At 71.9% G+C, this 26,315-nt stretch carries 25 protein-coding genes and 5 tRNA genes; 7 read left to right on the forward strand and 23 right to left on the reverse strand.

Annotation, left to right across the window (positions count from 1 at the left end; genetic code table 11):
* Positions 1 to 130: 130 nt before the first annotated feature.
* The 5 genes from ACFYXU_RS00660 to ACFYXU_RS00680 all read right to left on the reverse strand — a co-directional run bounded on the left by ACFYXU_RS00660 (position 131) and on the right by ACFYXU_RS00680 (position 6,378).
* Positions 131 to 1,174, reverse strand: coding sequence for an ATP synthase F0 subunit B (locus ACFYXU_RS00660; RefSeq protein WP_389456081.1), 1,044 nt, complete (start codon positions 1,172 to 1,174; stop codon positions 131 to 133).
* Positions 1,175 to 1,284: 110 nt separating this feature from the next.
* Positions 1,285 to 1,764 (reverse strand): pantetheine-phosphate adenylyltransferase, encoded by a 480-nt coding sequence (gene coaD / locus ACFYXU_RS00665; RefSeq protein ID WP_329850723.1) that lies wholly within the window; start codon positions 1,762 to 1,764, stop codon positions 1,285 to 1,287.
* 26 nt (positions 1,765 to 1,790) lie between these two features.
* Positions 1,791 to 2,372 carry a 16S rRNA (guanine(966)-N(2))-methyltransferase RsmD gene (rsmD, locus tag ACFYXU_RS00670; protein WP_329850526.1) on the reverse strand — a complete coding sequence of 194 codons (582 nt, stop codon included), beginning with the start codon at positions 2,370 to 2,372 and terminating at the stop codon, positions 1,791 to 1,793.
* A gap of 110 nt (positions 2,373 to 2,482) precedes the next feature.
* Complete coding sequence (recG, locus tag ACFYXU_RS00675; RefSeq protein WP_376510605.1) at positions 2,483 to 4,675, reverse strand: ATP-dependent DNA helicase RecG; 2,193 nt, start codon at positions 4,673 to 4,675, stop codon at positions 2,483 to 2,485.
* Between the two features lie 59 nt (positions 4,676 to 4,734).
* The gene (locus ACFYXU_RS00680; protein WP_389456084.1) at positions 4,735 to 6,378 is read right to left on the reverse strand and encodes a DAK2 domain-containing protein; all 1,644 of its coding nucleotides are present in this window, start codon (positions 6,376 to 6,378) and stop codon (positions 4,735 to 4,737) included.
* Positions 6,379 to 6,615: 237 nt separating this feature from the next.
* Between ACFYXU_RS00680 and rpmB the strand changes: the two genes are divergently transcribed.
* Positions 6,616 to 6,801 (forward strand): 50S ribosomal protein L28, encoded by a 186-nt coding sequence (gene rpmB, locus ACFYXU_RS00685; protein WP_003957616.1) that lies wholly within the window; start codon positions 6,616 to 6,618, stop codon positions 6,799 to 6,801.
* A gap of 131 nt (positions 6,802 to 6,932) precedes the next feature.
* Here the strand turns inward: rpmB and thiD are convergent, their stop codons facing one another.
* Together thiD and ACFYXU_RS00695 are read right to left on the reverse strand one after the other, a co-directional pair.
* Positions 6,933 to 7,733 carry a bifunctional hydroxymethylpyrimidine kinase/phosphomethylpyrimidine kinase gene (thiD, locus tag ACFYXU_RS00690; protein WP_389456086.1) on the reverse strand — a complete coding sequence of 267 codons (801 nt, stop codon included), beginning with the start codon at positions 7,731 to 7,733 and terminating at the stop codon, positions 6,933 to 6,935.
* The gene (locus tag ACFYXU_RS00695) at positions 7,730 to 8,692 is read right to left on the reverse strand and encodes a thiamine-phosphate kinase (RefSeq protein WP_329850511.1); all 963 of its coding nucleotides are present in this window, start codon (positions 8,690 to 8,692) and stop codon (positions 7,730 to 7,732) included. Before ACFYXU_RS00695 ends, thiD begins: the two co-directional genes overlap by 4 nt.
* 233 nt (positions 8,693 to 8,925) lie before the next feature.
* Between ACFYXU_RS00695 and ACFYXU_RS00700 the strand changes: the two genes are divergently transcribed.
* On the forward strand, positions 8,926 to 9,159 hold the full coding sequence (locus ACFYXU_RS00700; RefSeq protein ID WP_017947604.1) for an Lrp/AsnC family transcriptional regulator: 234 nt from the start codon (positions 8,926 to 8,928) through the stop codon (positions 9,157 to 9,159).
* Positions 9,160 to 9,182: 23 nt separating this feature from the next.
* Complete coding sequence (locus ACFYXU_RS00705; RefSeq protein ID WP_376510630.1) at positions 9,183 to 9,677, forward strand: DUF3515 domain-containing protein; 495 nt, start codon at positions 9,183 to 9,185, stop codon at positions 9,675 to 9,677.
* A 31-nt stretch (positions 9,678 to 9,708) separates the two neighbouring features.
* Here ACFYXU_RS00705 and ACFYXU_RS00710 read toward each other — a convergent pair whose 3' ends face one another.
* The 3 genes from ACFYXU_RS00710 to ACFYXU_RS00720 all read right to left on the reverse strand — a co-directional run bounded on the left by ACFYXU_RS00710 (position 9,709) and on the right by ACFYXU_RS00720 (position 12,665).
* Positions 9,709 to 10,848 (reverse strand): D-alanine--D-alanine ligase family protein, encoded by a 1,140-nt coding sequence (locus ACFYXU_RS00710; protein ID WP_329850508.1) that lies wholly within the window; start codon positions 10,846 to 10,848, stop codon positions 9,709 to 9,711.
* A 66-nt stretch (positions 10,849 to 10,914) separates the two neighbouring features.
* Entirely contained in the window at positions 10,915 to 11,916 is a 1,002-nt protein-coding gene (locus ACFYXU_RS00715; RefSeq protein WP_329850507.1) for an NAD(P)H-dependent glycerol-3-phosphate dehydrogenase, read from the reverse strand.
* Positions 11,913 to 12,665: a lysophospholipid acyltransferase family protein gene (locus tag ACFYXU_RS00720; protein ID WP_329850505.1), complete on the reverse strand. Its 753-nt coding sequence runs from the start codon at positions 12,663 to 12,665 to the stop codon at positions 11,913 to 11,915. The genes ACFYXU_RS00715 and ACFYXU_RS00720 overlap by 4 nt, the downstream gene beginning before the upstream one ends.
* Before the next feature lie 127 nt (positions 12,666 to 12,792).
* Here ACFYXU_RS00720 and cofC point away from each other — a divergent pair, with 127 nt between their 5' ends.
* Together cofC and ACFYXU_RS00730 are read left to right on the forward strand one after the other, a co-directional pair.
* Positions 12,793 to 13,458 (forward strand): 2-phospho-L-lactate guanylyltransferase, encoded by a 666-nt coding sequence (gene cofC / locus ACFYXU_RS00725; RefSeq protein WP_376510612.1) that lies wholly within the window; start codon positions 12,793 to 12,795, stop codon positions 13,456 to 13,458.
* Positions 13,459 to 13,468: 10 nt separating this feature from the next.
* Positions 13,469 to 13,678 (forward strand): hypothetical protein, encoded by a 210-nt coding sequence (locus ACFYXU_RS00730; RefSeq protein WP_329850503.1) that lies wholly within the window; start codon positions 13,469 to 13,471, stop codon positions 13,676 to 13,678.
* Positions 13,679 to 13,759: 81 nt separating this feature from the next.
* Here the strand turns inward: ACFYXU_RS00730 and ACFYXU_RS00735 are convergent, their stop codons facing one another.
* From ACFYXU_RS00735 to leuC, 4 genes are all read right to left on the reverse strand, one after another.
* Entirely contained in the window at positions 13,760 to 14,455 is a 696-nt protein-coding gene (locus ACFYXU_RS00735; RefSeq protein ID WP_329850502.1) for an HU family DNA-binding protein, read from the reverse strand.
* A gap of 143 nt (positions 14,456 to 14,598) precedes the next feature.
* Positions 14,599 to 14,826: a hypothetical protein gene (locus tag ACFYXU_RS00740; protein WP_015036430.1), complete on the reverse strand. Its 228-nt coding sequence runs from the start codon at positions 14,824 to 14,826 to the stop codon at positions 14,599 to 14,601.
* 104 nt (positions 14,827 to 14,930) lie between these two features.
* A complete protein-coding gene (gene leuD / locus ACFYXU_RS00745; RefSeq protein WP_329850499.1) occupies positions 14,931 to 15,524 on the reverse strand; it encodes a 3-isopropylmalate dehydratase small subunit in 594 nt (197 codons plus the stop codon).
* A 6-nt stretch (positions 15,525 to 15,530) separates the two neighbouring features.
* The gene (gene leuC / locus ACFYXU_RS00750) at positions 15,531 to 16,955 is read right to left on the reverse strand and encodes a 3-isopropylmalate dehydratase large subunit (protein ID WP_329850498.1); all 1,425 of its coding nucleotides are present in this window, start codon (positions 16,953 to 16,955) and stop codon (positions 15,531 to 15,533) included.
* 140 nt (positions 16,956 to 17,095) lie between these two features.
* Between leuC and ndgR the strand changes: the two genes are divergently transcribed.
* Entirely contained in the window at positions 17,096 to 17,812 is a 717-nt protein-coding gene (gene ndgR, locus ACFYXU_RS00755) for an IclR family transcriptional regulator NdgR (RefSeq protein WP_005311436.1), read from the forward strand.
* Positions 17,813 to 17,940: 128 nt separating this feature from the next.
* Here the strand turns inward: ndgR and ACFYXU_RS00760 are convergent.
* The 9 genes from ACFYXU_RS00760 to ACFYXU_RS00800 all read right to left on the reverse strand — a co-directional run bounded on the left by ACFYXU_RS00760 (position 17,941) and on the right by ACFYXU_RS00800 (position 21,933).
* Positions 17,941 to 18,013, reverse strand: a tRNA-Glu gene (locus ACFYXU_RS00760).
* Between the two features lie 39 nt (positions 18,014 to 18,052).
* Positions 18,053 to 18,124 (reverse strand) — tRNA-Gln (locus ACFYXU_RS00765).
* Between the two features lie 14 nt (positions 18,125 to 18,138).
* Positions 18,139 to 18,211 (reverse strand) — tRNA-Glu (locus ACFYXU_RS00770).
* A 61-nt stretch (positions 18,212 to 18,272) separates the two neighbouring features.
* Positions 18,273 to 18,345: transfer RNA gene (locus tag ACFYXU_RS00775), tRNA-Glu, on the reverse strand.
* 42 nt (positions 18,346 to 18,387) lie between these two features.
* Positions 18,388 to 18,459, reverse strand: a tRNA-Gln gene (locus tag ACFYXU_RS00780).
* A gap of 95 nt (positions 18,460 to 18,554) precedes the next feature.
* A complete protein-coding gene (locus ACFYXU_RS00785; RefSeq protein WP_376510615.1) occupies positions 18,555 to 19,277 on the reverse strand; it encodes an HAD family hydrolase in 723 nt (240 codons plus the stop codon).
* Positions 19,278 to 19,338: 61 nt separating this feature from the next.
* Positions 19,339 to 20,811, reverse strand: coding sequence for a glutamate--tRNA ligase (gltX, locus tag ACFYXU_RS00790; protein ID WP_361396619.1), 1,473 nt, complete (start codon positions 20,809 to 20,811; stop codon positions 19,339 to 19,341).
* Positions 20,804 to 21,598: a fumarylacetoacetate hydrolase family protein gene (locus ACFYXU_RS00795; protein WP_389408117.1), complete on the reverse strand. Its 795-nt coding sequence runs from the start codon at positions 21,596 to 21,598 to the stop codon at positions 20,804 to 20,806. The genes gltX and ACFYXU_RS00795 overlap by 8 nt, the downstream gene beginning before the upstream one ends.
* Before the next feature lie 131 nt (positions 21,599 to 21,729).
* Entirely contained in the window at positions 21,730 to 21,933 is a 204-nt protein-coding gene (locus ACFYXU_RS00800) for a hypothetical protein (RefSeq protein WP_329850491.1), read from the reverse strand.
* A gap of 570 nt (positions 21,934 to 22,503) precedes the next feature.
* Between ACFYXU_RS00800 and ACFYXU_RS00805 the strand changes: the two genes are divergently transcribed.
* Entirely contained in the window at positions 22,504 to 26,313 is a 3,810-nt protein-coding gene (locus ACFYXU_RS00805; RefSeq protein ID WP_389456090.1) for a nitrate- and nitrite sensing domain-containing protein, read from the forward strand.
* Positions 26,314 to 26,315 lie beyond the last annotated feature (2 nt).

The raw sequence follows: 26,315 nt of genomic DNA on the forward strand, positions 1-26,315 counted from the left end.
CTGCTTTCGGATCGTTCTGCTGCGTAGAGGAGGCTGCCGGACGTGGGCAGCGAGGATCGCGGACGTAGCGCGACCGAAGAGCCAGGATACTGGACGCTTCGCCCAGGGCCCAATCCGGGCTCCGCGCCCTTTACTGCCCCTGCTCGTACCGGCGCAACTGCTCCAGGTCGATCATGCTCGTGTCGAAGAAGCTGGTCTCGTCGAGCGCGGCGGCCTGCTGGGGCTGGTGGGGCTGGGCGTGAACCTGGCCCTGGCCCTGGGGGTCGTACGGCTGCTGCTCGTAGCCGTACTGCCCCTGGTACGCGTAGGGGTCCTGCTGCTGGTAAGCGTAGGCGTCCTGCTGCTGGTACGCGTAGGCCGGGTCCTGCTGGGGCTGCTGGGGGTAGCCGTACGGGTCGGGCTGCTGCGCCGGGATCGGCGGGGCCTGCGGCTGGGCCGGCGCCGGGTCGGAGAGCTCCGCGAGCCCGGCGAGGTAGTCGGCGTCGCTGGTGTGCACCGCGCCGCCCAGGCCGTCCTGCGCCGCCATGTGCTCGCCGAGGTCGTCGCTGGCGATCCGGCCGTGCAGCTTCTGGCGGCCCCGGCCGACGGCCTCCAGGGTCTTGCTGAGGACGGCCTCGAAGGCGCCGAGCTTGGCGTCCACGTACGCGTCGGCCCGCTGGATCAGGGTCTGCGGGTCGGCGCTGTACTCGGGCGCCTCCGGGTCGGCGTAGCCGTCCTGGTCGAGGCCCGGGCCGCGGCCGAGGAGCTTCTCGCGCCCCCGGTCGACGGAGCCGATGGTCTTGTTGAGGACGACCTCGAAGTTGGCGAGCTTGGAGTCGACGTAGTCGTCGGCCTCGGCCTTGACCTCCTCGGCCTCGCGGCGGGCCTCGGTGAGGATCCGGTCGGCCTCCTCCTGCGACTCGCGGGCGACCTGGGTGTCGGAGACGATCGAGCCCCGCTCGGCGTGGGCGGCGCCGATGATCCGCTCGGCCTCCTGGCGGGCCTGCTCGACCATCTGCTCACGGCCGCCGATCAGCTCCTGCGCCTGGGCGAGGGAGCCGGGCAGGGCGTCCCGCACCTCTTCGAGCAGGGCGAGCAGCTCGGCGCGGTTGACCACGCAGGATGCCGACATGGGCATGGAGCGGGCGCCCTGCACGGTCGCGACGATCTCGTCGAGCTTCTTCTGCACGTCCACCGGGTGCTCGCCACTCTCTACAGCTGGATGGAGACGGACGGGACGACTGTAAGGGCAGTCGGCGCCCGTCCGACACCAGATGACGGAGTGTCAGCGGCGGTGGCCGCGCGTCACTTCCGCGCGAGCCGCTCGGTGAGCCGGCCGAGGACCAGCGGCGGAACGAGGTGCGAGACGTCGCCGCCCCAGGCCGCCACCTCCTTGACCAGGGAGGAGGAGAGGAAACTGTAGGTGGGGTTGGTGGGGACGAACAGCGTCTCCACGCCCGACAGCCCGTTGTTCATCTGGGCCATCTGCAACTCGTAGTCGAAGTCGCTGACGGCGCGCAGGCCCTTGACGATCGCGGGGATGTCGCGCTGCTTGCAGAAGTCGACGAGGAGGCCGTGGAAGGACTCCACCTCGACGTTGCCGAAGTCGGCGGTGACCTCGCGGATCAGCTCGATCCGCTCGTCGACCGTGAAGAGGCCCTTCTTCGACTGATTGATCATCACCGCGACGTGTACGACGTCGTACAGCCTGGACGCGCGGGCGATGATGTCGAGGTGTCCGTTGGTGATGGGGTCGAATGACCCCGGACAGACGGCGCGGCGCAACTTGGGTCCCTCGCTCTCCGGTCCGGTCATCGTGCGTCTTCGCACGTAGAGGCGGCGCGACCGTACCAAAACGTTCCCTCGCCGTAGCGACGGGACCGCAGGGCCTCGAAGCCGGCCGGCCAGCCGAACTCCCCGCCTCGGGTGCTCCGCTCCACGGTGACGAGAGCATCGTCGCTCAGCCAGCCCCCCGAGCGCAGTGTGAGGAGAATCTCGCGGAGATCGTCGTCCGACACGGCGTAGGGCGGGTCGAGGAAGACGAGGTCGTACGGGTCGGCCGGGGCCGGTCCCGTGACGATCTGCTCGGCCCTGCCGGTGCGCAGTTCGGCGCCGGGCAGACCGATCGAGCGGACGTTGTCCCGGATCGTCTTGGCGGCGCGGGGCTCGGCCTCCACGAGGAGGGCGTGGTCGGCCCCGCGGGACAGCGCCTCCAGGCCGACCGCGCCGGAGCCCGCGTACAGGTCGGCGACCCGGGCGCCCGCCAGGCCGTGGAAGGCCTCCCAGGTGGAGAAGAGGCCTTCCCGTGCCCGGTCGGAGGTGGGTCGGGTGCCGTTGCCGGGGGGCACGGCCAGGCGCCGTCCGCCGGCGGTACCGGCGATCACGCGGGTCATCTGCTTCCTCGTCCTCGTCCTGCGTCGTCCATGCGTCGGTCCCAGGATATGGCCGCGGGCCGGGCGCCCACCCTCCTGCCGGGCCCGTCCGGGACGGGCGCCGGCCCCGGTCAGCCCTTCTCCAGGTACTCCTCCCGCTCCTCGCTCAGGAGGGCGTCGAGCGCGGTGCGCAGGCCCGGGTGGGCGGTGAGGTCCGGGTCGGCGAGGACGAGGGCGGTGGCCTCCTCGCGGGCGGCGGCGATGACCTCCTCGTCGTCGATGACGGTGAGGACCCGCAGGGAGGAGCGGACGCCGGACTGGGCCTGGCCGAGGACGTCGCCCTCGCGCCGCTGTTCGAGGTCGATGCGGGAGAGCTCGAAGCCGTCGAGGGTGGTGGCGACGGCGTTCAGCCGCTGGCGGGCGGGGCTGGCCTCGGGCATCTCGCTGACCAGCAGGCAGAGGCCGGGGGCGGAACCTCGGCCGACGCGGCCGCGGAGCTGGTGGAGCTGGGAGACGCCGAAGCGGTCGGCGTCCATGATCACCATCGCGGTGGCGTTGGGCACGTTGACGCCGACCTCGATGACGGTGGTGGCGACGAGGACGTCGAGCTCTCCGGCGGCGAAGCGGCGCATGACGTCGTCCTTGTCGTCCGGGTGCATGCGGCCGTGCAGGACGGCGATGCGCAGGCCCGCGAGGGGGCCGGCGCCGAGCTTCTCGGCGATGTCGAGGACGGCGAGCGGCGGGCGCTTCTCGGCCTCGTCCTCGGGGGACGCCTTGGCCTTCTTCTTCTGGTCCTCCTCGTCGCCGATGCGCGGGCAGACGACGTACGCCTGGTGTCCGTTCGTCACCTCCTCGCGGACCCGCTCCCAGGCGCGGGCGAGGAAGTGCGGCTTGTCGGCGGCGGGCACGACGTGGCTGGCGATCGGCGAGCGGCCGGCGGGCAGCTGGTCGAGGACGGAGGTCTCCAGGTCGCCGAAGACGGTCATGGCGACCGTGCGCGGGATGGGGGTGGCGGTCATCACCAGGAGGTGCGGGGGCTGCTTGCCCTTGCCGCGGAGGGCGTCGCGCTGCTCGACGCCGAAGCGGTGCTGCTCGTCGACGACGACGAGCCCGAGGTCGTGGAACTGGACCTTGTCCTCGATCAGCGCGTGCGTGCCGATGACGAGGCCCGCCTCGCCGGTGACGAGGTCGAGCAGGGCCTGGCGGCGGGCGGCGGCGCCCATGGAGCCGGTGAGCAGGACGACCTTGGTGGCGCGCTCGGCACCGCCGAGCATCCCTCCCTCGGCCAGTTCGCCCATCATCTCGGTGACGGAGCGGTGGTGCTGCTGGGCGAGGACCTCGGTGGGCGCGAGCATCGCGGCCTGCCCGCCGGTGTCGACGACGGCGAGCATGGCGCGCAGCGCGACCATCGTCTTGCCCGATCCGACCTCGCCCTGGAGGAGGCGGTGCATGGGGTGCTCGGTCGCGAGGTCGTCGAAGATCTCCTTCGAGACCTTCGTCTGGCCGTCGGTGAGGGTGAAGGGCAGCTTGGCGTCGAAGGCGTCGAGGATGCCGCCGGGGGCGGGGCGCCGGGCGACGGCGTGGAGTTGGGTGTCGGCGTGCCGACGGCGGGCCAGGGCGACCTGGAGCACGAAGGCCTCGTCCCACTTGAGGCGCTCGCGGGCGTCGGCGATGTCCGCCTTGGTGCGGGGCCGGTGGATCATCCGCAGGGCGTCGGGCAGCTCGGCGAGGCCGCGGCCCTCGCGCAGGGCGTCCGGCAGCGGGTCGACGGCGTCCCCGGCGCTGGGCAGGACGGCGTCGACGGCCTTGGCGATCTTCCAGGACTCCAGCTTGGTGGTGGCCGGATAGATCGGGATGAGGGCTCCGGCCCAGGTGCCGACCTCCTCCTCGCCGTCGCCGCGGAGGAGTTCGTACGCCGGGTGCGCGAGCTGGAGGCGCCGGTTGAAGAGCGAGACCTTCCCGGCGAACATCGCGCGGGTGCCGGGCAGCAGGTCCTTGTGCGGCTTGTGCACGCCCTTGCCGAAGAAGACCAGCTGGAGGCGGCCGCTGCCGTCGGTGATGGTCACCTCGAGGCGCTGGCCGCGCCCCTTGGAGCCGTTGAAGGTGTGCACACGGGCGTCGGCGACCTGCGCGACCACCGTGACGTGCTCGTCGAGCGGCAGGTCGGAGAGCGTGGTGAGCTCCCCGCGCTCGGCGTACCGGCGGGGGTAGTGGTGGAGCAGGTCCCCGACCGTGTGCAGGTCGAGTGCCTCGGCCATGACCTTGGCGGTGGCGGGACCGAGGGACTTCTTGAGTGGTTCGTCGAGCGCGGGCACGTCTCCCATTGAAGACCACGGGACCGACAGCCGTGCCGAAGCCTGTGGACAACGGCCGGGATCGGGGCCTATTCCACCCCGATGAGCAGCGGAGGCGCCCCCGCGCCCGCGTGGTACGTGGTGGTGTCGACGGCCAGGTAGCCGCGCCGGACGTGGCGTTCCAGGTCGGGGGCGAGGCCGGGCGGGGTGTCGTCGGCGACGACGAGGGTGACGAGTTCGCCGCCCGCCGAGAGCATCCGGTCCAGGACGGTGCGGGCGGTCTCGGTGAGGTCCTTGCCGATGACGGCGACGTCGCCCTCGATGAGGCCGAGGACGTCGCCGGCCTGGCAGACGCCCGCGGACGTGAAGGACTGGCGCTCGGCGACGGCGAGTTCGGCGTAGCGGGTGGCTCCGGCGGCGGCCGTCATGGCGACGACGTCCTCGTCGAAGCGCCGGTCGGGTTCGTGGACGGCGAGGGCGGCGATGCCCTGGACGGCGGCCCGGGTCGGGATGAGGGCCACCCGGATGCCCTCGGCCCGCGCCCGTTCCGCCGCGGCGGCCGCGGCCCCGCGCAGGTCGGTGTCGTTGGGCAGCAGGACGACCTCGCGCGCGTGCGCCCGTCGGATCGCCTCGACGAGCTCGTCGCCGGCGGGCGGTTCGCCGGGCCTGCTGCGGACGGTGGTCGCACCGGCCTCGGCGCAGAGTCCGGCGAGGCCCTCGCCGGGGACCACGGCGACGACCGCGCGCTGGGCGCGTTCCCCGCGTCCGGCGGCCCGTGCTCCGGCGGCGGTCTCGGCCGCGAAGTGCGTGACGCGGATGCGGTGGGGCCGGCCGGCCTCGACGCCGGCCTCGACGGCGGCGCCCGCGTCGTCGACGTGGACGTGGACGTTCCACAGGCCGTCGCCGCCGACGACGACGAGGGAGTCGCCGAGGGCGTCGAGCCGGGCCCGCAGCAGTTCCACGGCGGCGTCCTCGGCCTCCAGGAGGTAGATCACCTCGTAGGCGGGCCCGGCGTCGCCTTCGCAGGGTCCGTCGGGAGCCGGCCGCGCGTCCACAGGGAGCAGGACCGCGTCCCGCGAGGTCCGCGGGAGCTCCGGCGCCCGGCCGCCGACGGTCTCCAGGAGCGCGCCGAGGACGGCCACGAGACCGCGCCCGCCGGCGTCCACGACACCGGCGCGGCCGAGCACGTCCAGCTGGCCGGGGGTCGCCGCCAGGGCGCTGCCTGCGGCTTCGTGGGCCCGTGCGGCGACCTCGACGAGGGTGCCGCCGCCCGCGCAGCCCCGCGCGGCGGCGGCGGCGACGGTGAGGACGGTGCCCTCGACGGGGTGGGCGACGGCCCGCCGGGCGGCGGAGGAGGCCTCGGCGAGGGCGCGGGCGAGGTGATCCCCGTCACGCCCCTCGGCGAGGACGGCGGCCATGCCGCGCAGCAGCTGGGCGAGGATCGTCCCGGAGTTGCCGCGGGCGCCGAGCAGGGCGCCGTGCGCCATGGCCCGTACGGTCTCGGCGGTGTCGGGCGAGGAGGCCGCGAAGACGGCTTCGACGGCCTGGTGGGCTGCCTCGGCCGTCAGGTACAGGTTGGTGCCGGTGTCCCCGTCCGCGACCGGGTAGACGTTGATCGCGTCGATCTCCTCGCGCTCCCGTCCGAGGGCGTCGAGGGACCTCGCGCACCAGGTCCGGACCGCTTCGGCGTCGAGCTCGACGAGCTCCTCGTCAGGCTGAAGGGCTCGCGACAACGGGGGGTCCTCCTTCGGCGGTGAGCTCACCGCAGGGTAGACCGGGGGTCGCCCGCTCGTGACCGGGGCCCGGGGCGAGGTCCGCGCAGACCATGGTAGTTTCGTTCCACGGAAGCAGGCGTTGTATGCTGCTTCGGTTGCCCGGTTCACACCGGGCCATCCCCCGGCAAGCCACTTCAGACTCCTGATTCCGGTGCGCCGGATTTCACTGTAATTCTGAAGTCTTTGGAGTGACCCGTGGCTGCCAACTGCGACGTCTGCGGCAAGGGGCCGGGCTTCGGCAACAACATTTCGCACTCGCACCGCCGTACGTCCCGTCGCTGGAACCCGAACATCCAGCGCGTGCGTGCCGTGGTCGGTCGGACGCCGAAGCGGCTCAACGTCTGCACCTCGTGCATCAAGGCCGGCAAGGTCTCGCGCTAATTGCGACGTTCTGTCGTAGCGCAGCCCCTGCGGTTGCCTTGAGAGGCCGGTTCACCTCGGTGAACCGGCCTTTTGCCATGCCCTGGGGCCGTTCGGCCCCGGAACCGGCGCCGCTCAGCCCCTGAGGCCGCTCAGCCCCGGAACCGCCAGCCGTGGTCGACCGGGCCGATGCCCGAGCCCAGGGCGAATCCGGCGGCGATGGCCCCGGTCACGTACTCCTTGGCCTGCCGTACGGCCTCCGGCACCTCCAGGCCCTTGGCGAGGCCCGAGGCGACGGCCGAGGCGAGCGTGCAGCCCGTCCCGTGGGTGTGCCGGTTGTCGTACCGGGGGGCGCGCAGCCAGTGCTCCTCGGTGCCGTCGGTGAGCAGGTCCACGACCTCCTCGGAGCCCCCGGGAAGGTGGCCGCCCTTGATCAGCGCCCAGCGCGGCCCGTAGCCGAGGACCGCGTCGGCCGCACGCCGCATTCCGGTCCCGTCCTCGACCACCAGGCCCGTGAGCTGCGTCACCTCGTCCAGGTTGGGCGTGGCGACGGTCGCGAGCGGCAGCAGCTTCGTACGGACGGAGTCGAGCGCGGCCTCGGCGAGCAGCGGGTCGCCGTGCTTGGAGACCCCGACCGGGTCGACGACGGCGGGCACCCCGGGCGTCCCGGCGAGCAGCTCCGCCACGGCTTCCACGAGCGCGGCGGAGGCGAGCATCCCGGTCTTCACGGCCTGGACGCCGATGTCGTCGACGACGGCCCGGTACTGGCCGCGCACGGCCTCGACGGGGAGTTCCCAGACGCCCTGGACGCCCTGCGAGTTCTGGGCGGTGACGGCGGTGAGCACGCTCATGCCGTGCACGCCGAGCGCGAGCATGGTCTTCAGGTCGGCCTGGATGCCGGCCCCGCCGCCGGAGTCGGATCCGGCGACGGTGAGCACCAGCGGCGGGGTCACTCCGTCTCTCCGAAGTGGTCCCAGCCGCCGACGCTGTGCCAGGGCGCGCCGTCCACGGTGACCTGCGGGAGCGCCGAGGGGTGGAGGACCTCGCCGATGACCTTCCAGCGGGCGGGGAGCTTCACGTCCGGCGGGAAGGTGGCGACGATGGCGTGGTCCTCTCCCCCGGTGAGCACCCACTGCATGGGGTCGACGCCGACGGCCTGGCCGATGTCGTTCATCTGGGTCGGGATGTCGATGAGCCCCGAGCGCAGGTCGATGCGGACCTTGCTGGCCTCGGCGATGTGCCCGAGGTCGGCGATGAGGCCGTCGCTGACGTCGCACATGGCGGTGGCGCCGAGACCGGCGGCGGCCGGACCCGCGTGGTAGGGCGGCTCGGGCCTGCGGTGGGCCTCGACGAAGGCGCGCGGGGAGCGGAAGCCGCGGGAGAGGACAGCGTATCCGGCGGCGGACCAGCCGAGCCAGCCGGTGTAGGCGACGACGTCGCCGGCCTGGGCGCCGCCCCGGGTGACCGGGTCGTGGTTGCGGAGGTCGCCGAGCGCGGTGATGGAGACCATGATCGTGTCGCCGCGCACGACGTCGCCGCCGACCACGGCGGCGCCCGCGACCTGGCATTCGTCGCGCAGGCCGTCCATGAGTTCGGTGGGCCAGGTGACCGGCAGTTCGGCGGGGACGACGAGGCCGAGGAGGAGCGCGGTGGGGACCGCGCCCATGGCCGCGATGTCGGCGAGGTTCTGCGCGGCGGCCTTGCGGCCGACGTCGTAGGCCGTCGACCAGTCGCGGCGGAAGTGACGTCCTTCGAGGAGGATGTCCGTGCTGGCCACCACGCGCCGGTCGGGTGCGGAGACGACCGCGGCGTCGTCGCCGGGCCCGATCCGTACCGCCGGGGTGGAGGTGAGCCGGGACGTGAGCTCTCTGATGAGCCCGAACTCGCCCAGCTCTCCGACTGTGCCCTTCACCGCGTCTCACCTCGTGTCTTCGTGCCGGCGGGCGGGCGGGGGCGCGTCGTCGCGCGCCGCGGGTCGCGGGCCGTCACCGTGCTGGGTACCGTCAAGTAGACCGTCAACTTCTGTCCTGCGTACGCCACACCCCGAGCGCCTCCGGACGCGCGGGTCTCCCCGTGGCCCGCGGCGACGCGGTACCGTGGCGTCCCTTTCTCCCACAAGATCCTCGTGGTCGCCCTGGAGGTTCCGTGGTTCAGGCGTACATCCTCATCCAGACCGAGGTGGGCAAGGCGTCGACCGTCGCCGACACCATCTCCAAGATCCCGGGGGTCATCCAGGCCGAAGACGTGACCGGTCCGTACGACGTGATCGTGCGCGCGCAGGCGGACACCGTCGACGAGCTGGGCCGCATGGTGGTCGCCAAGGTCCAGCAAGTGGACGGCATCACGCGCACCCTCACCTGCCCGGTCGTTCATCTGTAGCCCCCGTCTACGCTTGGCCGGTGATGTCTTCCCACCGGCCCTTCGGCCTGCCCGCCGCCGTCACGGCCGCCGTCCTGCTGTCGGCCGCCGCCGGCTGTTCCTCGCCGGACGCCTCGGCGTCCGTCGCGGTCCCCAGCCCGCCCGCGGAGGAGGCGTCCTACTGCCAGGCCCTGGCGAAGGAGCTGCCCGAGACCGTGGCGGGGCTTCGGCGGAGTGACCCGGAGCCCGGCTCCGAGTTGACCGCCGGGTGGGGTGACGGTGCGATCGTACTGCGCTGCGGGGTCCCCCGGCCCGAAAAGATGAGCGACCCCCAGGCGCAGGGCGTATCAGCGAACGGCGTGCGCTGGATGCTGGAGCAGCGCGCGGGTGACGGGCCCCGCTTCACCTCGGTGTACCGGAAGACGTACGTCGAGGTGACGCTGGACGCGCGCTTCGCGCACGACGCCGGCCCGCTCACGGATCTCGCGATCCCCGTGGAGCGGGCCGTTCCGTGCGCCCTGGAGCCGGAGTGCGCCTGACGGCGCCCCGGCTCCCCCGGCCGGTGATCGTCTAGCGCAGGCCCGTGGAGCGGGTCAGCGCGGCCTGGATGAGCCGGTCGACGAGCTCGGGGTAGCTGACGCCGCTCTCCTGCCACATGCGCGGGTACATGGAGATGGGCGTGAAGCCCGGCATGGTGTTGATCTCGTTGATGACGAAGTCGCCGTCCTCGGTGAGGAAGAAGTCGGCGCGGACCAGGCCCTCGCAGGACACGGCCTCGTAGGCGGCGACGGCGAGGCGCTGGATCTCGGCGGTGGCCTCGTCCCCGATCGGGGCGGGCACGATGCCGGAGGCCGAGTCGATGTACTTGGCCTCGAAGTCGTAGAAGTCGTGGTCCGTGACCGGCGGGATCTCGGCCGGGACGCTGGCGCGCGGGCCGTCCTCGAACTCCAGGACGCCGCACTCGATCTCGCGGCCGCGCAGCAGCGACTCGACGAGGATCTTGGGGTCGTGGCGGCGGGCCTCCTCGATGGCCTCGTCCAGGCCGGAGAGGTCGTCGACCTTGGTGATGCCCATGGAAGAGCCGCCGCGGGCCGGCTTCACGAAGAGCGGCCAGCCGTGCTCGGCGGCGAACTCGACGATCTTCTTGCGGGCGGCGGCGGGGTTCTGCTCCCACTCGCGCGGCCGGACGACCTCGTAGGGGCCGACCGGGAGGCCGAAGGAGACGAAGACCCGCTTCATGTACTCCTTGTCCTGGCCGACGGCGGAGGCGAGGACGCCCGCGCCGACGTAGGGGACGCCGGAGAGCTCCAGGAGACCCTGGAGGGTGCCGTCCTCGCCGTAGGGGCCGTGGAGCATCGGGAAGACCACGTCGACCTCGCCGAGGGCCCTGGGCACGGTGCCGGGCTCGGTGAGGACGACCTCGCGGTTGGCGGGGTCGACGGAGAGGACGACGCCGCCCTCCGTGGACTCGGCCAGCTCCGCCACGTTGGGCAGGGCGCGGTCGGCGATGGCCATGCGCTCCGGGGCGTCGGCGGTGAGCGCCCAGCGCCCGTCCGTCGTGATGCCGATGGGCAGCACGTCGTACTTGTCCCGGTCGATGGCGCTCAGGACGGCGCCCGCCGTGACGACGGAGATGGCGTGCTCGGAGCTGCGGCCGCCGAAGACGACGGCCACGCGCGGCTTGCGGGGGCTCTGGGTGTTCTCGCTCATATCGCGATGAGCGTACCTTGCGACTCCCGAACTCCTGAGCGCCCCGCTCGTCCCCGCGCGTTCGGCTCAGCGGCGCTCGGGCTTCGCCGAGCGGGACATGAGTTCCTTGAGCGCGACGACCGGCGGCTTGCCGTCGTGGACGATGGAGACCACGGTCTCGGTGATGGGCATGTCGACGCCGTGGCGACGGCCCAGATCGAGCACGGACTCGCAGGACTTGACGCCCTCGGCGGTCTGCTTGGTGGCCGCGATGGTCTCCTGGAGGGTCATGCCCCGGCCGAGGTTGGTGCCGAAGGTGTTGTTCCGGGAGAGCGGCGAGGAGCAGGTGGCCACGAGGTCGCCGAGGCCCGCGAGGCCGGAGAAGGTCAGCGGGTCGGCGCCCATGGCGAGGCCCAGACGGGTGGTCTCGGCCAGGCCCCGGGTGATGAGCGTGGCCTTGGAGTTGTCGCCGAGGCCCATGCCGTTGGCGATGCCGACGGCGAGACCGATGACGTTCTTCACGGCGCCGCCGAGCTCGCAGCCCACCACGTCGGTGTTGGTGTACGGGCGGAAGTACGGGGTCATGCAGGCGCTCTGGAGCCGCCGGGCGACGGTCTCGTCGGAGCAGGCGACGACCGCGGCGGCGGGCTGCCGGGCGGCGATCTCCTTGGCCAGGTTGGGGCCGGTGAGGACGGCGACGCGGTCCTCCGGCACCTCGGCGACCTCGGTGATGACCTCGCTCATCCGCTTGGCGGTGCCGAGTTCGACGCCCTTCATCAGGGAGACGAGGACGGTGTCCGGGGCGAGCAGCGGCCGCCAGGCGGCGAGGTTGCCGCGCAGCGTCTGGGAGGGGACGACGAGGACGGTGAAGTCGGCGTCCGCGGCGGCCTCGGCGGGGTCCGCGGTGGCCGTGATGCCCCGCGGGAGTTCGACGCCCGGCAGGTAGTCGGGGTTGACCCGGGAGGTGTTGATCTCCTTGGCGAGTGCGGCGCGGCGGCCCCAGAGGCTCACCTCGCAGCCCGCGTCGGCGAGCACCATCGCGAAGGCGGTGCCCCAGGATCCGTTGCCGAAGACGGCTGCCCTGGTCACTTGGTGCCCTCCTCGGCGGCCTTGCGCCGCTGCTCCAGGCGGGCCTTGCGGTGGTCGTACGGCTCGGCGGGCGCCCGCTCGCCGCGGACCTCCTCCAGGAGCGCGGTGATGGCGGCCATGATCACCTCGGTGGCCTCGCGGAGCACTTCGGGCGTCGGCTCCAGGCCGTCGAACCGGGAGAGGTCGACGGGCGGTCCGGCCTGCACGATCAGCGTCTTGCGGGGGAACAGCCGGAACTTGTTCTCCTTCGCGTACGGCGGCATCGCGAGATTGGCGCCCCACTGGGCCACCGGGATGACGGGGACCCGGGTGAGCAGCGCGACGCGGGCGGCGCCGGTCTTGCCGGCCATGGGCCACATCGCGGGGTCCCGGGTGAGGGTGCCCTCGGGGTAGAAGGCGACGCACTCGCCGCGCTCGATGGCGTCGACGGCGGCCCGGAAGGCGTCCAGCGCGTCGGTCGTCTCGCGGTAGACGGGGATCTGGCCCGTGTTGCGGAGCATGGTGCCGACGAATCCGGCCTTGAAGAGGCCCGCCTTGGCGAGGAAGCGCGGCACGCGACCGGTGTTGTACTGGTAGTGCGCGTAGGACAGCGGGTCCAGGTAGGAGTTGTGGTTGACCGCGGTGATGAATCCGCCGTCGGCCGGAATGTGCTCCATACCGCGCCAGTCCCGCTTGAACAGAACCACCAGGGGGGGTTTGGCGATGACCGCCGCGAGGCGGTACCAGAAGCCGATTCTGCGGCGGGGCACTCGGACACCTTTCTCCGGGACTGGCTGGCAGGGGGTCAAGTGTCGCCCCGTGCTCCTGGTCTGTCGAGTGACACCGTACGCCCCGGGCCCTCCGGCGGACCGCCTGGGCGGGACAGAATGGGCCCCGATGAAGCAGCCGCACCCGACGCGGACCGACGGCGACGCCGGCTGGTCCCTGGTCGTACCCCTGAAGCCGCTCGCCCTGGCCAAGAGCAGACTCGCCGCCGCGGCGGGGGCGCGGCTGCGTCCCCGGCTCGCGCTGGCGTTCGCCGAGGACACGGTGGGGGCGGTACTGGAGTGCGCCCGGGTCCGCGATGTGGCGGTCGTCACGGACGATCCCGCGGCGGGCGCGGCCCTGGCGGCCCTGGGGGCGCGGATCGTGCCGGACTCCCCGGCCGCGGGGCTGAACGCGGCGCTCGCCCACGGGGCCCGCGCCGTGCGGGCGGGGCGGCCGCACGCGCGCGTGGCGGCGCTCAACGCGGACCTTCCGGCGCTGCGGCCGGCGGAGCTGGACCGGGTCCTGGAGGCGGCCGGCAATTTTCCCAGAGCATTTCTCGCCGATGCCGCCGAAATAGGTACGACATTCCTCTCGGCGGCTCCGGGGGTGGAATTGGAACCGGCATTCGGGGGTGCGTCCCGGCTGCGCCATTTGTCTTCCGGGGCGGTGGAAATCCGGCTCGCCGGGGTGGATTCCGTGCGCCGGGACGTGGACACCGGGGAGGATCTGGCGGCGGCGCAGGCCCTGGGGCTCGGTCCGCGGACGGCCGCCCGGTGGCTGACGGCGGCCGGATAGGCTGCGGTCCATGCAGGCGACCGCTTTCACGTACGACCCCGAGACCCACCGCGGCAGTGTGCTGCTCGACGACGGCACCCCCGTGGAGTTCGGGGCGGAGGCCTTCGAGGCGGGCGGGCTCCGGCTGCTGCGGCCGGGGCAGCGGGTGCGGATCGAGGCCGATCCCGGCACGTCGGGCGCGGGTCTGCGGATCACCCTGGTGACGCTGCAGACCTTCTGAGGGGCCCGGCCGGGCCGTCCGGACGCGCCGCGGGCCGGGCTCCCGGAGGGGAGCCCGGCCCGGCGGGTCGGTCCGCGCGTCCTACTTCTTGGCGGCGGTCTTCTTGGCGGTGGTCTTGCGCGCCGTCGTCTTCTTGGCGGGCGCCTTCGTCGCCGTGGCCTTCTTCGCGGCCGGCGCGGTCTTCTTCGCCGTGGCCTTGGTCGCCTTCTTGGCGGCGGCCGCGGTGGTCTTCTTGGCGGCGGCGGTGGTCTTCTTCGTCGCGGCCGTGGTGGTCTTCTTCGCCGGCGTCGCCTTCTTGGCGGTGGCCGTCGTCTTCTTCGCGGGCGTCGCCTTCTTCACGGCGGCCGTGGTCTTCTTCGCCGGGGTCGCCTTCTTCGCGGCGGCCTTCTTGGCGGTGGTGGCCTTCTTGGCGGCGGCCTTCTTCACGGTCGCGGAGGCGCCACCGGTGAGGCTGCCCTTGGGGGCCTTCTTGACGGAGACCTCGCCGCCCTTGGGGAGCTTCTTCGAGCCGCTGACCAGGTCCTTGAAGCCCTGACCTGCACGGAAGCGCGGGACGGAGGTCTTCTTGACCCGGACGCGCTCACCCGTCTGGGGGTTGCGGGCGTAGCGGGCCGGCCGGTCGACCTTCTCGAACGAGCCGAAACCCGTGACCGAGACCCGGTCACCGGCCACCACGGCACGCACGATGGCGTCGAGCACGTGGTCGACGGCTTCGGCGGCCTGCTGACGACCGCCCATCTTGTCGGCAATCGCTTCTACGAGCTGCGCCTTGTTCACGTCTTCCCCTTCGGAGACATTGCCAGAACGAAAGTGTTCAAGCTTTTTCGCACGTTAGGCATGTATATACCGCAAATCAAACACGAAACGGTCTAATCACCCTAGTGCCGCAACGCGGAAGTCCCGTTGCGGAGTTCCTGGTGTCAGTCGTCCTCTGGGAATCGGCCCTCGTCGAGGTCCTTCATCAACCGGTCGAGACGCGTTGCCGCGTCCTTGAGATCGTGCTTCGCCGCTGCCGTGACGACCAGCAGCTTCCGGGACAGCGCCATCCTTACGCCCTCCGGGACTTGCAGTGAGCGCACTCTTGTGTGCGCTTCCTTCAATCGGGCGGCGACTGCCTCGTAGAGCTCGAGTTGGCTGTCGCGTTCCATGCACCGATTGTGCCATCTAGGGCGAGTTGTCGCCCGACGGGGTCTCAACAAGCGACTGCGCCCCCCACCGGACGGTGGGGGGCGCAGTCGTGGAAAAGCGCTGCTCAGGCCGTAATTGTACGGGGCTTGAAGGCCGGTCGAGCCGCCTCGTAGGCCGCGATGTCGGCTTCGTTCTGAAGGGTGAGGCTGATGTCGTCCAGCCCGTTCAGCAGACGCCAGCGGGCGTTCTCGTCGAGCTCGAAGTCGGCGTCGATCCCGGCGGCCAGGACCTTGCGGGCCTCCAGGTCGACGGTGATCTCCGCGGTCGGGTCGGCCTCGGTCAGCTCCCAGAGGGCGTCCACCGTCTCCTGCGGGAGGACGACGGTCAGCAGGCCGTTCTTCAGCGAGTTGCCGCGGAAGATGTCGGCGAAGCGGGCGGAGATGACCGCCTGGAAGCCGTAGTTCTGGAGCGCCCAGACGGCGTGCTCGCGGGAGGAGCCGGTGCCGAAGTCGGGGCCGGCGACCAGGACCGAGGCGCCCTGGCGCTCCGGGCGGTTGAGGACGAACTCGGAGTCCTTGCGCCAGGCCTCGAAGAGACCGTCCTCGAAGCCGTCGCGGGTGACCTTCTTCAGCCAGTGCGCCGGGATGATCTGGTCGGTGTCGACGTTGCTGCGGCGCAGCGGGACGGCCCGGCCGGTGTGCGTGGTGAAAGCTTCCATGGTTCCTCAGACCCCCGCGGTGGTGGCGACGTCGGACAGATCGGCCGGGGAGGCCAGGTGACCCAGGACGGCGGTGGCGGCGGCGACCTGCGGGGAGACCAGGTGCGTCCGGCCGCCCTTGCCCTGCCGGCCCTCGAAGTTGCGGTTGGAGGTGGACGCGGAGCGCTCACCGGGAGCCAGTTGGTCGGGGTTCATGCCCAGGCACATCGAGCAGCCCGCGTGCCGCCATTCGGCGCCGGCCTCCTTGAAGACCTTGTCCAGGCCCTCTTCGACGGCCTGGAGGGCGACCCGGACCGAGCCGGGGACGACCAGCATGCGGACGCCGTCGGCGACCTGGCGGCCCTCCAGCAGGGAGGCCGCGTTGCGCAGGTCCTCGATGCGGCCGTTGGTGCAGGAGCCTACGAAGACGGTGTCGACCTTGATGTCGCGCAGCGGCTGTCCGGCGGTCAACCCCATGTACTCCAGGGCCTTTTCGGCGGCCAGGCGCTCCGAAGCGTCTTCGTACGAAGCCGGGTCGGGGACGTGCGCCGAAAGCGGCGCGCCCTGGCCGGGGTTGGTGCCCCAGGTGACGAACGGCGCCAGGGAGGCGGCGTCGATGACGACCTCGGCGTCGAAGACCGCGTCCTCGTCGGACTTCAGGGTCTTCCAGTACGCGACGGCGGCGTCCCAGTCCTCGCCCTCGGGGGCGTGGTCCCGGCCCTCCAGGTAGGCGAAGGTGGTCGCGTCGGGGGCGATCATGCCCGCGCGGGCGCCGGCCTCGATCGACATGTTGCAGATGGTCATCCGGGCCTCCATCGAGAGCTTCTCGATGGCGGAGCCGCGGTACTCCAGGATGTAGCCCTGGCCGCCGCCGGTGCCGATCTTGGCGATGATCGCCAGGATCAGGTCCTTGGCGGTGACGTCCTCGGGCAGCTCGCCGTCGACCGTGATCGCCATGGTCTTGGGGCGGGCCAGCGGCAGCGTCTGGGTGGCGAGCACGTGCTCGACCTGACTGGTGCCGATGCCGAACGCCAGCGCGCCGAAGGCGCCGTGCGTGGAGGTGTGCGAGTCGCCGCAGACCACGGTGGTGCCCGGCTGGGTCAGGCCCAGCTGCGGTCCCACGACGTGGACGACGCCCTGCTCGACGTCGCCCAGCGGGTGCAGCCGGACGCCGAACTCGGCACAGTTCTTACGGAGGGTCTCCAGCTGCGCGCGGGAGACCGGGTCCGCGATCGGCTTGTCGATGTCGAGGGTCGGGGTGTTGTGGTCCTCGGTGGCGATGGTGAGGTCGAGGCGCCGCACCTGCCGGCCGTTCTGCCGGAGGCCGTCGAAGGCCTGGGGGCTGGTCACCTCGTGCAGCAGGTGCAGATCGATGAAGAGGAGGTCGGGCTCGCCCTCGGCGCGCCGGACGACGTGGTCGTCCCAGACCTTCTCCGCGAGTGTCCTACCCATCGCTTTCCCTCCGGCCGACGTCTACGCCGGCACAACTAGAGACCCGTTCCGCGGGCCGTTGTGCGGCCGCACCACCAGGGTCACAGGTTCCGAGAAAAATTGAACTTGCGTTTCACAGAGTGAGACGCGAGTATCGTTGCATGGACAACTCTAGCGGCGTAGGCGTTCTCGACAAGGCAGCCCTTGTCCTGAGCGCCCTGGAGTCCGGTCCGGCCACCCTCGCAGGACTGGTCGCGGCGACGGGACTCGCACGACCCACGGCACACCGACTGGCCGTGGCACTGGAACACCACCGGATGGTGGCGCGTGACATGCAGGGCCGGTTCATCCTCGGACCGCGCCTGGCGGAGCTCGCCGCCGCGGCCGGCGAGGACCGCCTGCTCGCGACCGCGGGCCCGGTGCTGACGCATCTGCGCGATGTCACCGGCGAGAGCGCCCAGCTCTACCGGCGCCAGGGCGACATGCGCATCTGCGTGGCGGCGGCCGAGCGGCTCTCGGGCCTGCGGGACACGGTCCCGGTCGGCTCGACGCTGACCATGAAGGCCGGCTCGTCCGCGCAGATCCTGATGGCCTGGGAGGAGCCCGAGCGGCTGCACCGCGGCCTCCAGGGCGCCCGCTTCACGGCGACGGCCCTGTCGGGCGTACGGCGCCGCGGCTGGGCCCAGTCGATCGGTGAGCGGGAGCCGGGCGTCGCGTCCGTCTCCGCGCCCGTACGCGGCCCCTCGAACCGCGTGGTGGCCGCCGTGTCGGTCTCGGGTCCGATCGAGCGTCTGACGCGCCACCCGGGCCGTATGCACGCCCAGGCGGTCATCGACGCCGCCGCACGCCTCTCCGAGGCGCTCCGCCGCAACGGCTGAGCCCCTCCGCTCCTCCTGTTCGTACCGGCCCACCGCTTCAACGCCGCAGCGGTGGGCCGGAGTTGTCCGCACCGTGACCCCGAACAGCGAAGAAGCCCTCCCCCGAAGGGAAGGGCTTCCTCGTCTTGTACCCCCGACCGGATTCGAACCGGCGCTACCGCCTTGAGAGGGCGGCGTGCTAGGCCGCTACACAACGGGGGCCTTGCGGATCAGATCCGCGGTGCAGATGAGCTCTGCGAGCTGGCCTACCTGGACTCGAACCAAGAATGACGGTACCAGAAACCGTAGTGTTGCCAATTACACCATAGGCCATGGTGGTTACACCGTACCCCCGACCGGATTCGAACCGGCGCTACCGCCTTGAGAGGGCGGCGTGCTAGGCCGCTACACAACGGGGGCCCTAGCGATCCTGCATCGGGTTCACCGGGTGCGACCCAGGTGATCCCGCGGGAAGGATCTGTACCCCCGACCGGATTCGAACCGGCGCTACCGCCTTGAGAGGGCGGCGTGCTAGGCCGCTACACAACGGGGGCTTCGTGGATGCCATCCACAGGTTGCAGATAAAGCTCTGCGAGCTGGCCTACCTGGACTCGAACCAAGACTAACGGAACCAGAAACCGTCGTGCTGCCAATTACACCATAGGCCACCGGAACTTGATCACTTCGAGAAGCGATCCTGCTCGGCTTGCGCTTCCGGGACTTTCCGGCCTTTCGGCCCGTTTCCCTCGGCGCAGGAAGAACATTACCCGAAGGTGGACGGTGCTCCAAAACGCGTATCCGCACGCAGCAGCGCGGGCAGCAGGCTCAGGTCGGTGATCCGGGACAGCTCGGGCCTGCCGCCGGTGTCCGCGCGGTCCAGCCAGATCCCCCGGAGCCCCGCCTCCACGGCTCCCCGGGCGTCGATGTCCGGCTGGTCCCCCACGTAGGCCACCTCGTGGGGGCGCAGGTCGAGGGCGGTGCAGGCGGCGTGGAAGGCCTCCGGGCGGGGCTTGGCCACGCCGAGCTCGGCGGCGCACAGCACGGCCTCGAACCGGTCCCACACGCCCAGGGAGCGCAGCTTGTGCTCCTGGTTGCGGATGCTGGAGTTCGAGAGCACTCCGTGACGGTAGTCACGGGCCAGCAGGTCGAGGACGGGCACGGTGTCGGGGAAGAGCTCCCAGGCGGCCTCGTAGTGGATCACGTACCGGTCGAACCAGCCGTCGGCCTCGGCGGTGGTGAGCTCCGGCCGGCCCAGGAAGTCCCGCACGCGCGCGCGTCGCTGGTCCTGGAAGTCCCCGCCCTCCGCCTCGAACCTGCGCCAGTGCAGCTCCGTGAGCTCCTTCCAGCGCCGCAGGGCCTCCTCGGCGGAGCCCCAGGCGTCGAGCAGCCCCTCGGCGGCGAGGTGCGCCCGCATCCCGGCACGGTCGGCGCTCGCGTAGTCGAAGAGCGTGTCGTCGATGTCCCAGAGCACCGCGCGGATGGTCATGGAGACGACGGTACCCCCGTCCCGTACGTCGGGGCGGGGGTACCGGTGGGTCCGTCGTGGATCAGGCGGCGAGCTTCGCCAGGGCCGCGTCGACGCGGGCCAGGGTCTTCTCCTTGCCCAGGATCTCCAGGGACTCGAAGAGCGGCAGGCCGACCGTGCGGCCGGTGACGGCGACGCGGACCGGGGCCTGGGCCTTGCCGAGCTTGAGGCCGTGGGCCTCGCCGGCGGCCAGGACCGCGTTCTTCAGGGACTCGGGGTCGCTCCAGTCGGCCGCGTCCAGCTTCTCGCGGGCGGTGGTGAGCAGGGCCGCGGGCTCGCCCTTCATCGCCTTGTCCCACGAGGGCTGGTCGAAGACCGGCTCGGCCAGGAAGAGGAAGTCCACGTTGGCCGTGATGTCCGAGAGGACGGTGACGCGGGTCTGGGCGTGCGGCGCGATGGCCTCCCAGGCGGCCTGGTCGAAGTCCTCCGGCGCCCAGGGGGCGTGCGGGGCGCGCAGCCAGGGCTCGCAGGCCGTGGCGAAGGCCTTCACGTCCAGCATGCGGATGTGGTCGGCGTTGATCGACTCGGCCTTCTTGAGGTCGAAGCGCGCCGGGTTGGCGTTGACGTCGGCGATGTCGAACTTCGCCACCATCTCCGGGATGGTGAAGATGTCCTGGTCGGCCGAGAAGGACCAGCCGAGGAGCGACAGGTAGTTCAGCAGGCCCTCGGGGAGGAAGCCGCGCTCCCGGTAGAGGTTGAGGGAGGCCTGCGGGTCGCGCTTGGAGAGCTTCTTGTTGCCCTCGCCCATGACGTAGGGGAGGTGGCCGAAGGAGGGGATCTCCTTGGCGACGCCCAGCTCGATGAGCGCCTTGTAGAGGGCGACCTGGCGCGGGGTGGAGGAGAGCAGGTCCTCGCCGCGCAGGACGTGGGTGATCTCCATCAGGGCGTCGTCGACCGGGTTGACCAGGGTGTACAGCGGGGCGCCGTTGGCCCGGAGGATGCCGTAGTCCGGCACGTTCTCCGGGGTGAAGGTGAGCTCGCCGCGGACCAGGTCGGTGAAGGTGATCGGCTCGTCGGGCATCCGGAAGCGGACGATCGACGCGCGGCCCTCGGCCTCGTACGCGGCCTTCTGCTCGTCGGTGAGGTCGCGGCAGTGGCCGTCGTAGCCGGAGGGGCGGCCGGCGGCGCGGGCGGCCTCGCGGCGCTCGTCGAGCTCCTCGGTGGTGCAGTAGCAGGGGTACGCGTATCCGCCGGCGAGCAGCTTGTCCGCGACGTCCTTGTAGATGTCCATCCGCTGGGACTGGCGGTACGGCTCGTGCGGGCCGCCGACCTCGGGACCCTCGTCCCAGTCGAGGCCGAGCCACTTCAGGGAGTCGAGCAGCTGCTCGTACGACTCCTCGGAGTCGCGGGCGGCGTCGGTGTCCTCGATGCGGAAGACCATGGTGCCCTCGTTGTGCCGGGCGAAGGCCCAGTTGAAGAGAGCGGTGCGGACCAGGCCCACGTGGGGGTTGCCGGTCGGCGAGGGACAGAAACGGACGCGGATCGCGTTAGCCACGCTTGATCACCTTATTGGTGAGAGTGCCGATGCCTTCGATGGTGACGGCGACCTCGTCGCCGACGTTGAGGGGGCCGACCCCGGCGGGGGTGCCGGTGAGGATGACGTCTCCGGGGAGCAGCGTCATGGCCTCGGTGATGTGGACGACCAGGTCCTCGATGGAGCGGATCATGTCGCTCGTGCGACCCAGCTGGCGCTGCTCGCCGTTGACCGTGGCCTGGATGGCCAGGTCGCTCGCGGCGGCGATGCTCAGGCCCGTCTCCACCCAGGGGCCCAGGGGGCAGGAGGTGTCGAAGCCCTTGGCGCGCGCCCACTGCTTCTCGCGCCGCTGGGCGTCGCGGGCGGTGACGTCGTTGGCGCAGGTGTAGCCGAAGACGACGTCCTTCACGCGCTCGCGGGGCACCTCGCGGCACATGCGGCCGATGACCACGGCCAGTTCGGCCTCGTGGTGCAGCTCGTCGGAGAAGGAGGGGTACTCGATGGCGTCGCCGGGGCCGATCACGGAGGTGGTGGGCTTGAAGAAGGCGACGGGGACGTCGGGGACCTCGTTGCCGAGTTCGGCGGCGTGCTCGGCGTAGTTGCGGCCGATGGCCACGACCTTGTTGGGGAGCACGGGCGGCAGGAGCCGCACCTTGCTCAGCGGGACCTTGGTGCCGCTGAGCTCGAAGTCGGTGTACGGGATGCCCTTGATGATGTCGAGGACGAGGCCGCCGGACTCGGCAGGTCCCTCGCCCTCGACGGCACCGAAGGCCACATTGCCGTCGATGGAGAATCTGGCGATGCGCACGAGTGCTGTCGCCCCTCACTTGGTGCTGGCTGGAGTCTGACGCTCCAGGCTAACGCGGCGGGGGGACGGCCGACCTGCGATGTCACCGGGGGTGGTGACGGGCGTGACGCGGGAGGTGTCCCGCGTCACGGTCAGCGGGACGCGGTGGCGTACGGCTGGGGCTGGTACGGCGCCGGGGCCTGCATCAGGACGGTGCGGCGCGGGTTGGCCGTGTTGCCCGGGAGCTCGACCGCGTACTCCGGCTGGGCACCCCGGCCGAGATCTGCGGCGTCCGCCAGGTGGACGAGGGTGGAGCGGCGGGGGTTGGCCGTGGTGCGGAGCGTCGTCGTCTTCATCGCGGTGATCAGACCTTGTTCCGGGACGGGCGCCCGCATGGGCGGGCGCGAAGGGGTGTAAAGCGTCAGGCTAAACATGCGATTCCCTTCGAATGCATGGCTGAGACATCGATTCGCGTGTGAGTTTGCTCACCACACGCGGTAGATTCCGGGCATTACGGACTGTCGCCGGTCGCCACGGAAAGGGACATTCCGCCACTGAATGAGCTATTCCGCTCCTGATCATGGCGACTGGGACACACGGGGATGCCCAGCCATTGGGATGGAAAAGTCCGAATCCTCCGTGATCATCTTCTACATGGGGTGACATCTCGTGCACACGTTGTCATACCCCTCGCGCCGCGACACGCGGCCCTTGTTGGAGATCCGGCACTGTGCTGGAATTCCACGCACCGCCGCGGGTTTCAAGCCGGCGCGCAGGAGGCGCGACAGCGCCGGCCGAGTGGCGGGGAAGGGGGAACTGCGCCGGTCACCGACGACCACCTGGGGCGCTCCACGCGCCCCGAATGACGCCGACACCGTCCTCTCCGCTCACCCGGAGGGACGCCTGGTCCAGAGGTTGCGACGCTAGTGCAGGGACGTTTCAAGAGGGATGGCTCGGGGTCTCCCCAGGCCCGTCAGGGCCGAGCGGATGCTCCGGAGCAGGAACCGCGTGCCGGGACCGACCGCGGTCCCTCGGCCCCGCACACCCCGAACCAGGGTCAGGGTCCGTCCGGCGACAGCGGTGACACCGGCAGGCGCGGGAGCGCCGCCAAGTCCGCCGAGCCCGCCGCCGCACCCCCCAAGGCCCGGGCCGAGAACGAGGTCGGACCTCGAATAGCCCTGCGCAACTGGCGCATCTCCACGCGCCTCGTCGCGCTCCTCACCCTCCCCGTGGTCGCCGCGACCACCCTGGGCGGCATCCGCATCAGCGACTCGCTCCAGGACATGGAGCAGCTCGACCACATGCAGCTGCTCACCAAGCTGACCCGTGAGGCGACCGACCTCGCCCAGGCCCTCCAGGCCGAGCGCGACCTCTCCGCCGGCCCGCTGGCCAACGGCCGCCCGGTCAGCGACTACCAGGTCGCCAACCCGCGCCGGAAGACCGACCGCGAGTACAAGGCCTTCCTCGACGCCACCGAGGACATCCCGGCCACCGACGGCGACGAGGCGCTGCGCAGCATCCGCCAGAACGTCAGCCAGATCGCCTCCCAGGTCACCGAGCTCCACTCCATCCGGGGCAGCGCCTACGAGAAGGGCGTGTCCCACTCGGTGACGGTCGAGGCCTACAGCCGCCTCATCCGCTCGCTGCTCAGCCTGTCCCAGGACATGGCGCAGGCGACCAGCAACCCCGAGATGATCAAGCGGACCCGCGCGCTCGCCGCGTTCTCGTCCGCCAAGGAGTACGCCTCCATCCAGCAGGCGATCATCGCGGCGGCGCTCCCGCCGAGCGACCGGACCTCCGGCAAGCTCCAGCAGGGTGACCGCCTCTACGGCGAGGCCGCCCTCAACAGTGAGGGCGTCGAGCTCAAGTCCTTCCAGGCGATCTACGAGTCGACCGGCGGTGACGCCGCCGAGCGCACCGAGTCGCTGAACAACGGCGACCCGTCCATCAACGCGGCCAACAAGTACGCCGAGCGCGTGCTGAACGCGGACAACGCGATGCCCGACGGCCCGCGCCGCGGTCACCTCAACTTCACCGACGAGTACAGCACCAAGATCACCGCCATGAACCGCATCGAGCGAGGTCTGCTCGGTGACATGGAGACCATGGCCCGTGAGCTGAAGCAGGAGTCGCAGCGCGACGCCATCATCAACGGTGCGCTGATCCTCCTCGTCCTCGGCGTCTCGCTCATCGGCGCCTTCGTCGTGGCCCGGTCCATGATCCGCTCGCTGCGCCGGCTCCAGGACACCGCGACCAAGGTCGCCCAGGACCGTCTGCCCGAGCTCGTCAAGCAGCTCTCCGAGTCCGACCCGCAGGACGTCGACACCTCCGTCGAGTCCGTCGGTGTGCACTCCCGGGACGAGATCGGCCAGGTGGCCGCGGCCTTCGACGACGTGCACCGCGAGGCCGTCCGCCTCGCCGCCGAGCAGGCCCTCCTCCGGGGCAACGTCAACGCGATGTTCACCAACCTCTCGCGCCGTTCCCAGGGCCTCATCCAGCGTCAGCTCTCGCTCATCTCCGAGCTGGAGTCCCGCGAGGCCGACCCGGACCAGCTCTCCTCGCTGTTCAAGCTCGACCACCTCGCGACCCGTATGCGCCGGAACGGCGAGAACCTCCTCGTCCTCGCCGGCGAGGAGCCGGGCCGCCGCTGGACCCGCCCGGTCCCGCTGGTCGACGTCCTGCGCGCCGCCGCCTCCGAGGTGGAGCAGTACGAGCGCATCGAGCTGGCCGCGGTCCCGGCGACCGAGGTCGCCGGCCGCGTCGTCAACGACCTCGTGCACCTCCTCGCCGAGCTGCTGGAGAACGCCACCTCCTTCTCCTCCCCGCAGACCAAGGTCCGGGTCACCGGTCACGCGCTGCCCGACGGCCGCGTGCTCGTCGAGATCCACGACACCGGCATCGGCCTCTCCCCCGAGGACCTCGCCGCGATCAACGAGCGGCTCGCCTCGCCGCCCACCGTGGACGTCTCCGTCTCCCGCCGCATGGGTCTGTTCGTGGTCGGCCGCCTGTCCCTGCGACACGGCATCCGGATCCAGCTGCGCCCGTCCGACTCGGGCGGCACCACCGCGCTCGTCATGCTCCCGGTCGACGTCGCCCAGGGCGGCAAGAAGCCCATGCCCAAGCCGGGCGCGGGCGGCCAGGGCCAGATGCCGCAGGGCGCCTCCGCCCCCGGCGGCCGGCTCCCCGCCGGTCCCGGCGCGGCCGGCGGCCCCGGCGGCGGACGTCCGGGCCAGGGCGGTGCCCCGGCCTCTGCGGCCGGCCGCATCGGCGCCGCTCCCGCCCGCGGCCAGGTCGGTACGGGCGGTCCGCGGGCCGCGCTGCCCGCCCGTGACGGCGCCCCGCTCACCGGCGGCCCGCAGGGCACCCCGCAGCCGCAGAACGCCCAGCTGGAGCAGACCGGCCGGCTGCCGCAGATCCCGGCGGCCCCGCAGGCTCCCCAGCAGCCGGACACCATGCGTCCGGGCCCCGGCGGGGGCGGCCTCATCGGCGGCGCCGCGAGCGCCATCCCGTCCCGCACGGACGTGTGGGGCAACCAGTCCGGCCCGCAGCAGGGACCCGGCCGCCAGCAGCCGCAGCAGCAGCAGCAGCCGGGCAACCAGCAGGGCGGGTACGACTTCCCGCGCGCCGAGCTGCCCGGCGGCAACCCGCAGCCGCAGCGCCCGCAGGCCGCGAGCTGGGGCAACGACCCGCAGCAGCCGGTCCGGCGCCCGCAGCAGGAGATGTCCCCGCTGGACGCCCCGCGCGGCCACGAGGAGCCGGAGGCCGCGAACCCGTTCGGCGGGCCGGCGGCTCCGCAGGGTCCCGGTTCCACGGGCCAGTTCCCGCGTCCGGACTTCGGCGCCCCGCAGCAGCCGCAGGCCCCGCAGCAGCAGGCTCCGCAGGCGTACCAGGGCGGTGCGCAGGACCCGGCGTCGACGGCGCAGTTCCCGCGCCCCGACTTCGGCGCCCCGCAGGGTCCCGGTTCCACGGGCCAGTTCCCGCGCCCGGACTTCGGCGCCCCGCAGCAGCCGCAGCAGCCGCAGGCCCCCCGGCCGCAGGCGTACCAGGGCCAGCAGCAGCAGTTCGGCCGCCAGCCCTACGTACCGCAGGCGCAGCAGCAGACGCCGTCCCAGGCGCCGGCACCGGCGCCGCGTCAGCGCGCCGGCGAGGACTTCGGCGCCCCGCGTCCGGCCGAGCCGGTGCGGCAGCAGCCGCAGCAGCCGCAGCTCCAGCAGCCGCGCCGTCCGGAGGCCCTGCCCCCGGCCGGTGGCGCGGGCGACGGCCGCACGCCGCTGTACGACACGCTGGAGACCAACTGGTTCCACCAGGAGCAGGCCCAGCAGCAGGCCCAGCAGGCGGACGCGGCGCAGACGACGCAGACCCCGGTCGTGCCGCAGCCGTCCGCCCCGGCGCCCCGTCCGGCCGGTGACCCGGCCGCCGACGGCCGCCAGAACGGTGGGGCCGCCTGGCGGACCTCGCCCAACGACGAGCTGGTGCGCCAGGCGGAGCGGGTGCGCAAGCCCGCTGCCGGCGGCGTCACCACCTCCGGTCTTCCGCGCCGTGTGCCGAAGGCCAACCTCGTACCCGGGACCGCACAGGAGCAGGCCCACTCGGCCGGCCCCCAGGTCTCGCGTGCACCCGACGACGTCCGCGGCCGGCTCACCAATCTGCGCCGCGGCATTCAGCAGGGCCGTCAGGCCGGCAACTCGACCACGGGTAGCCACCACCTCGGTCCGAACCATCAGCAGGAGCGTTAGTT

This window comes from Streptomyces sp. NPDC002232, assembly GCF_042890295.1.
Taxonomy (GTDB): Bacteria; Actinomycetota; Actinomycetes; order Streptomycetales; family Streptomycetaceae; genus Streptomyces.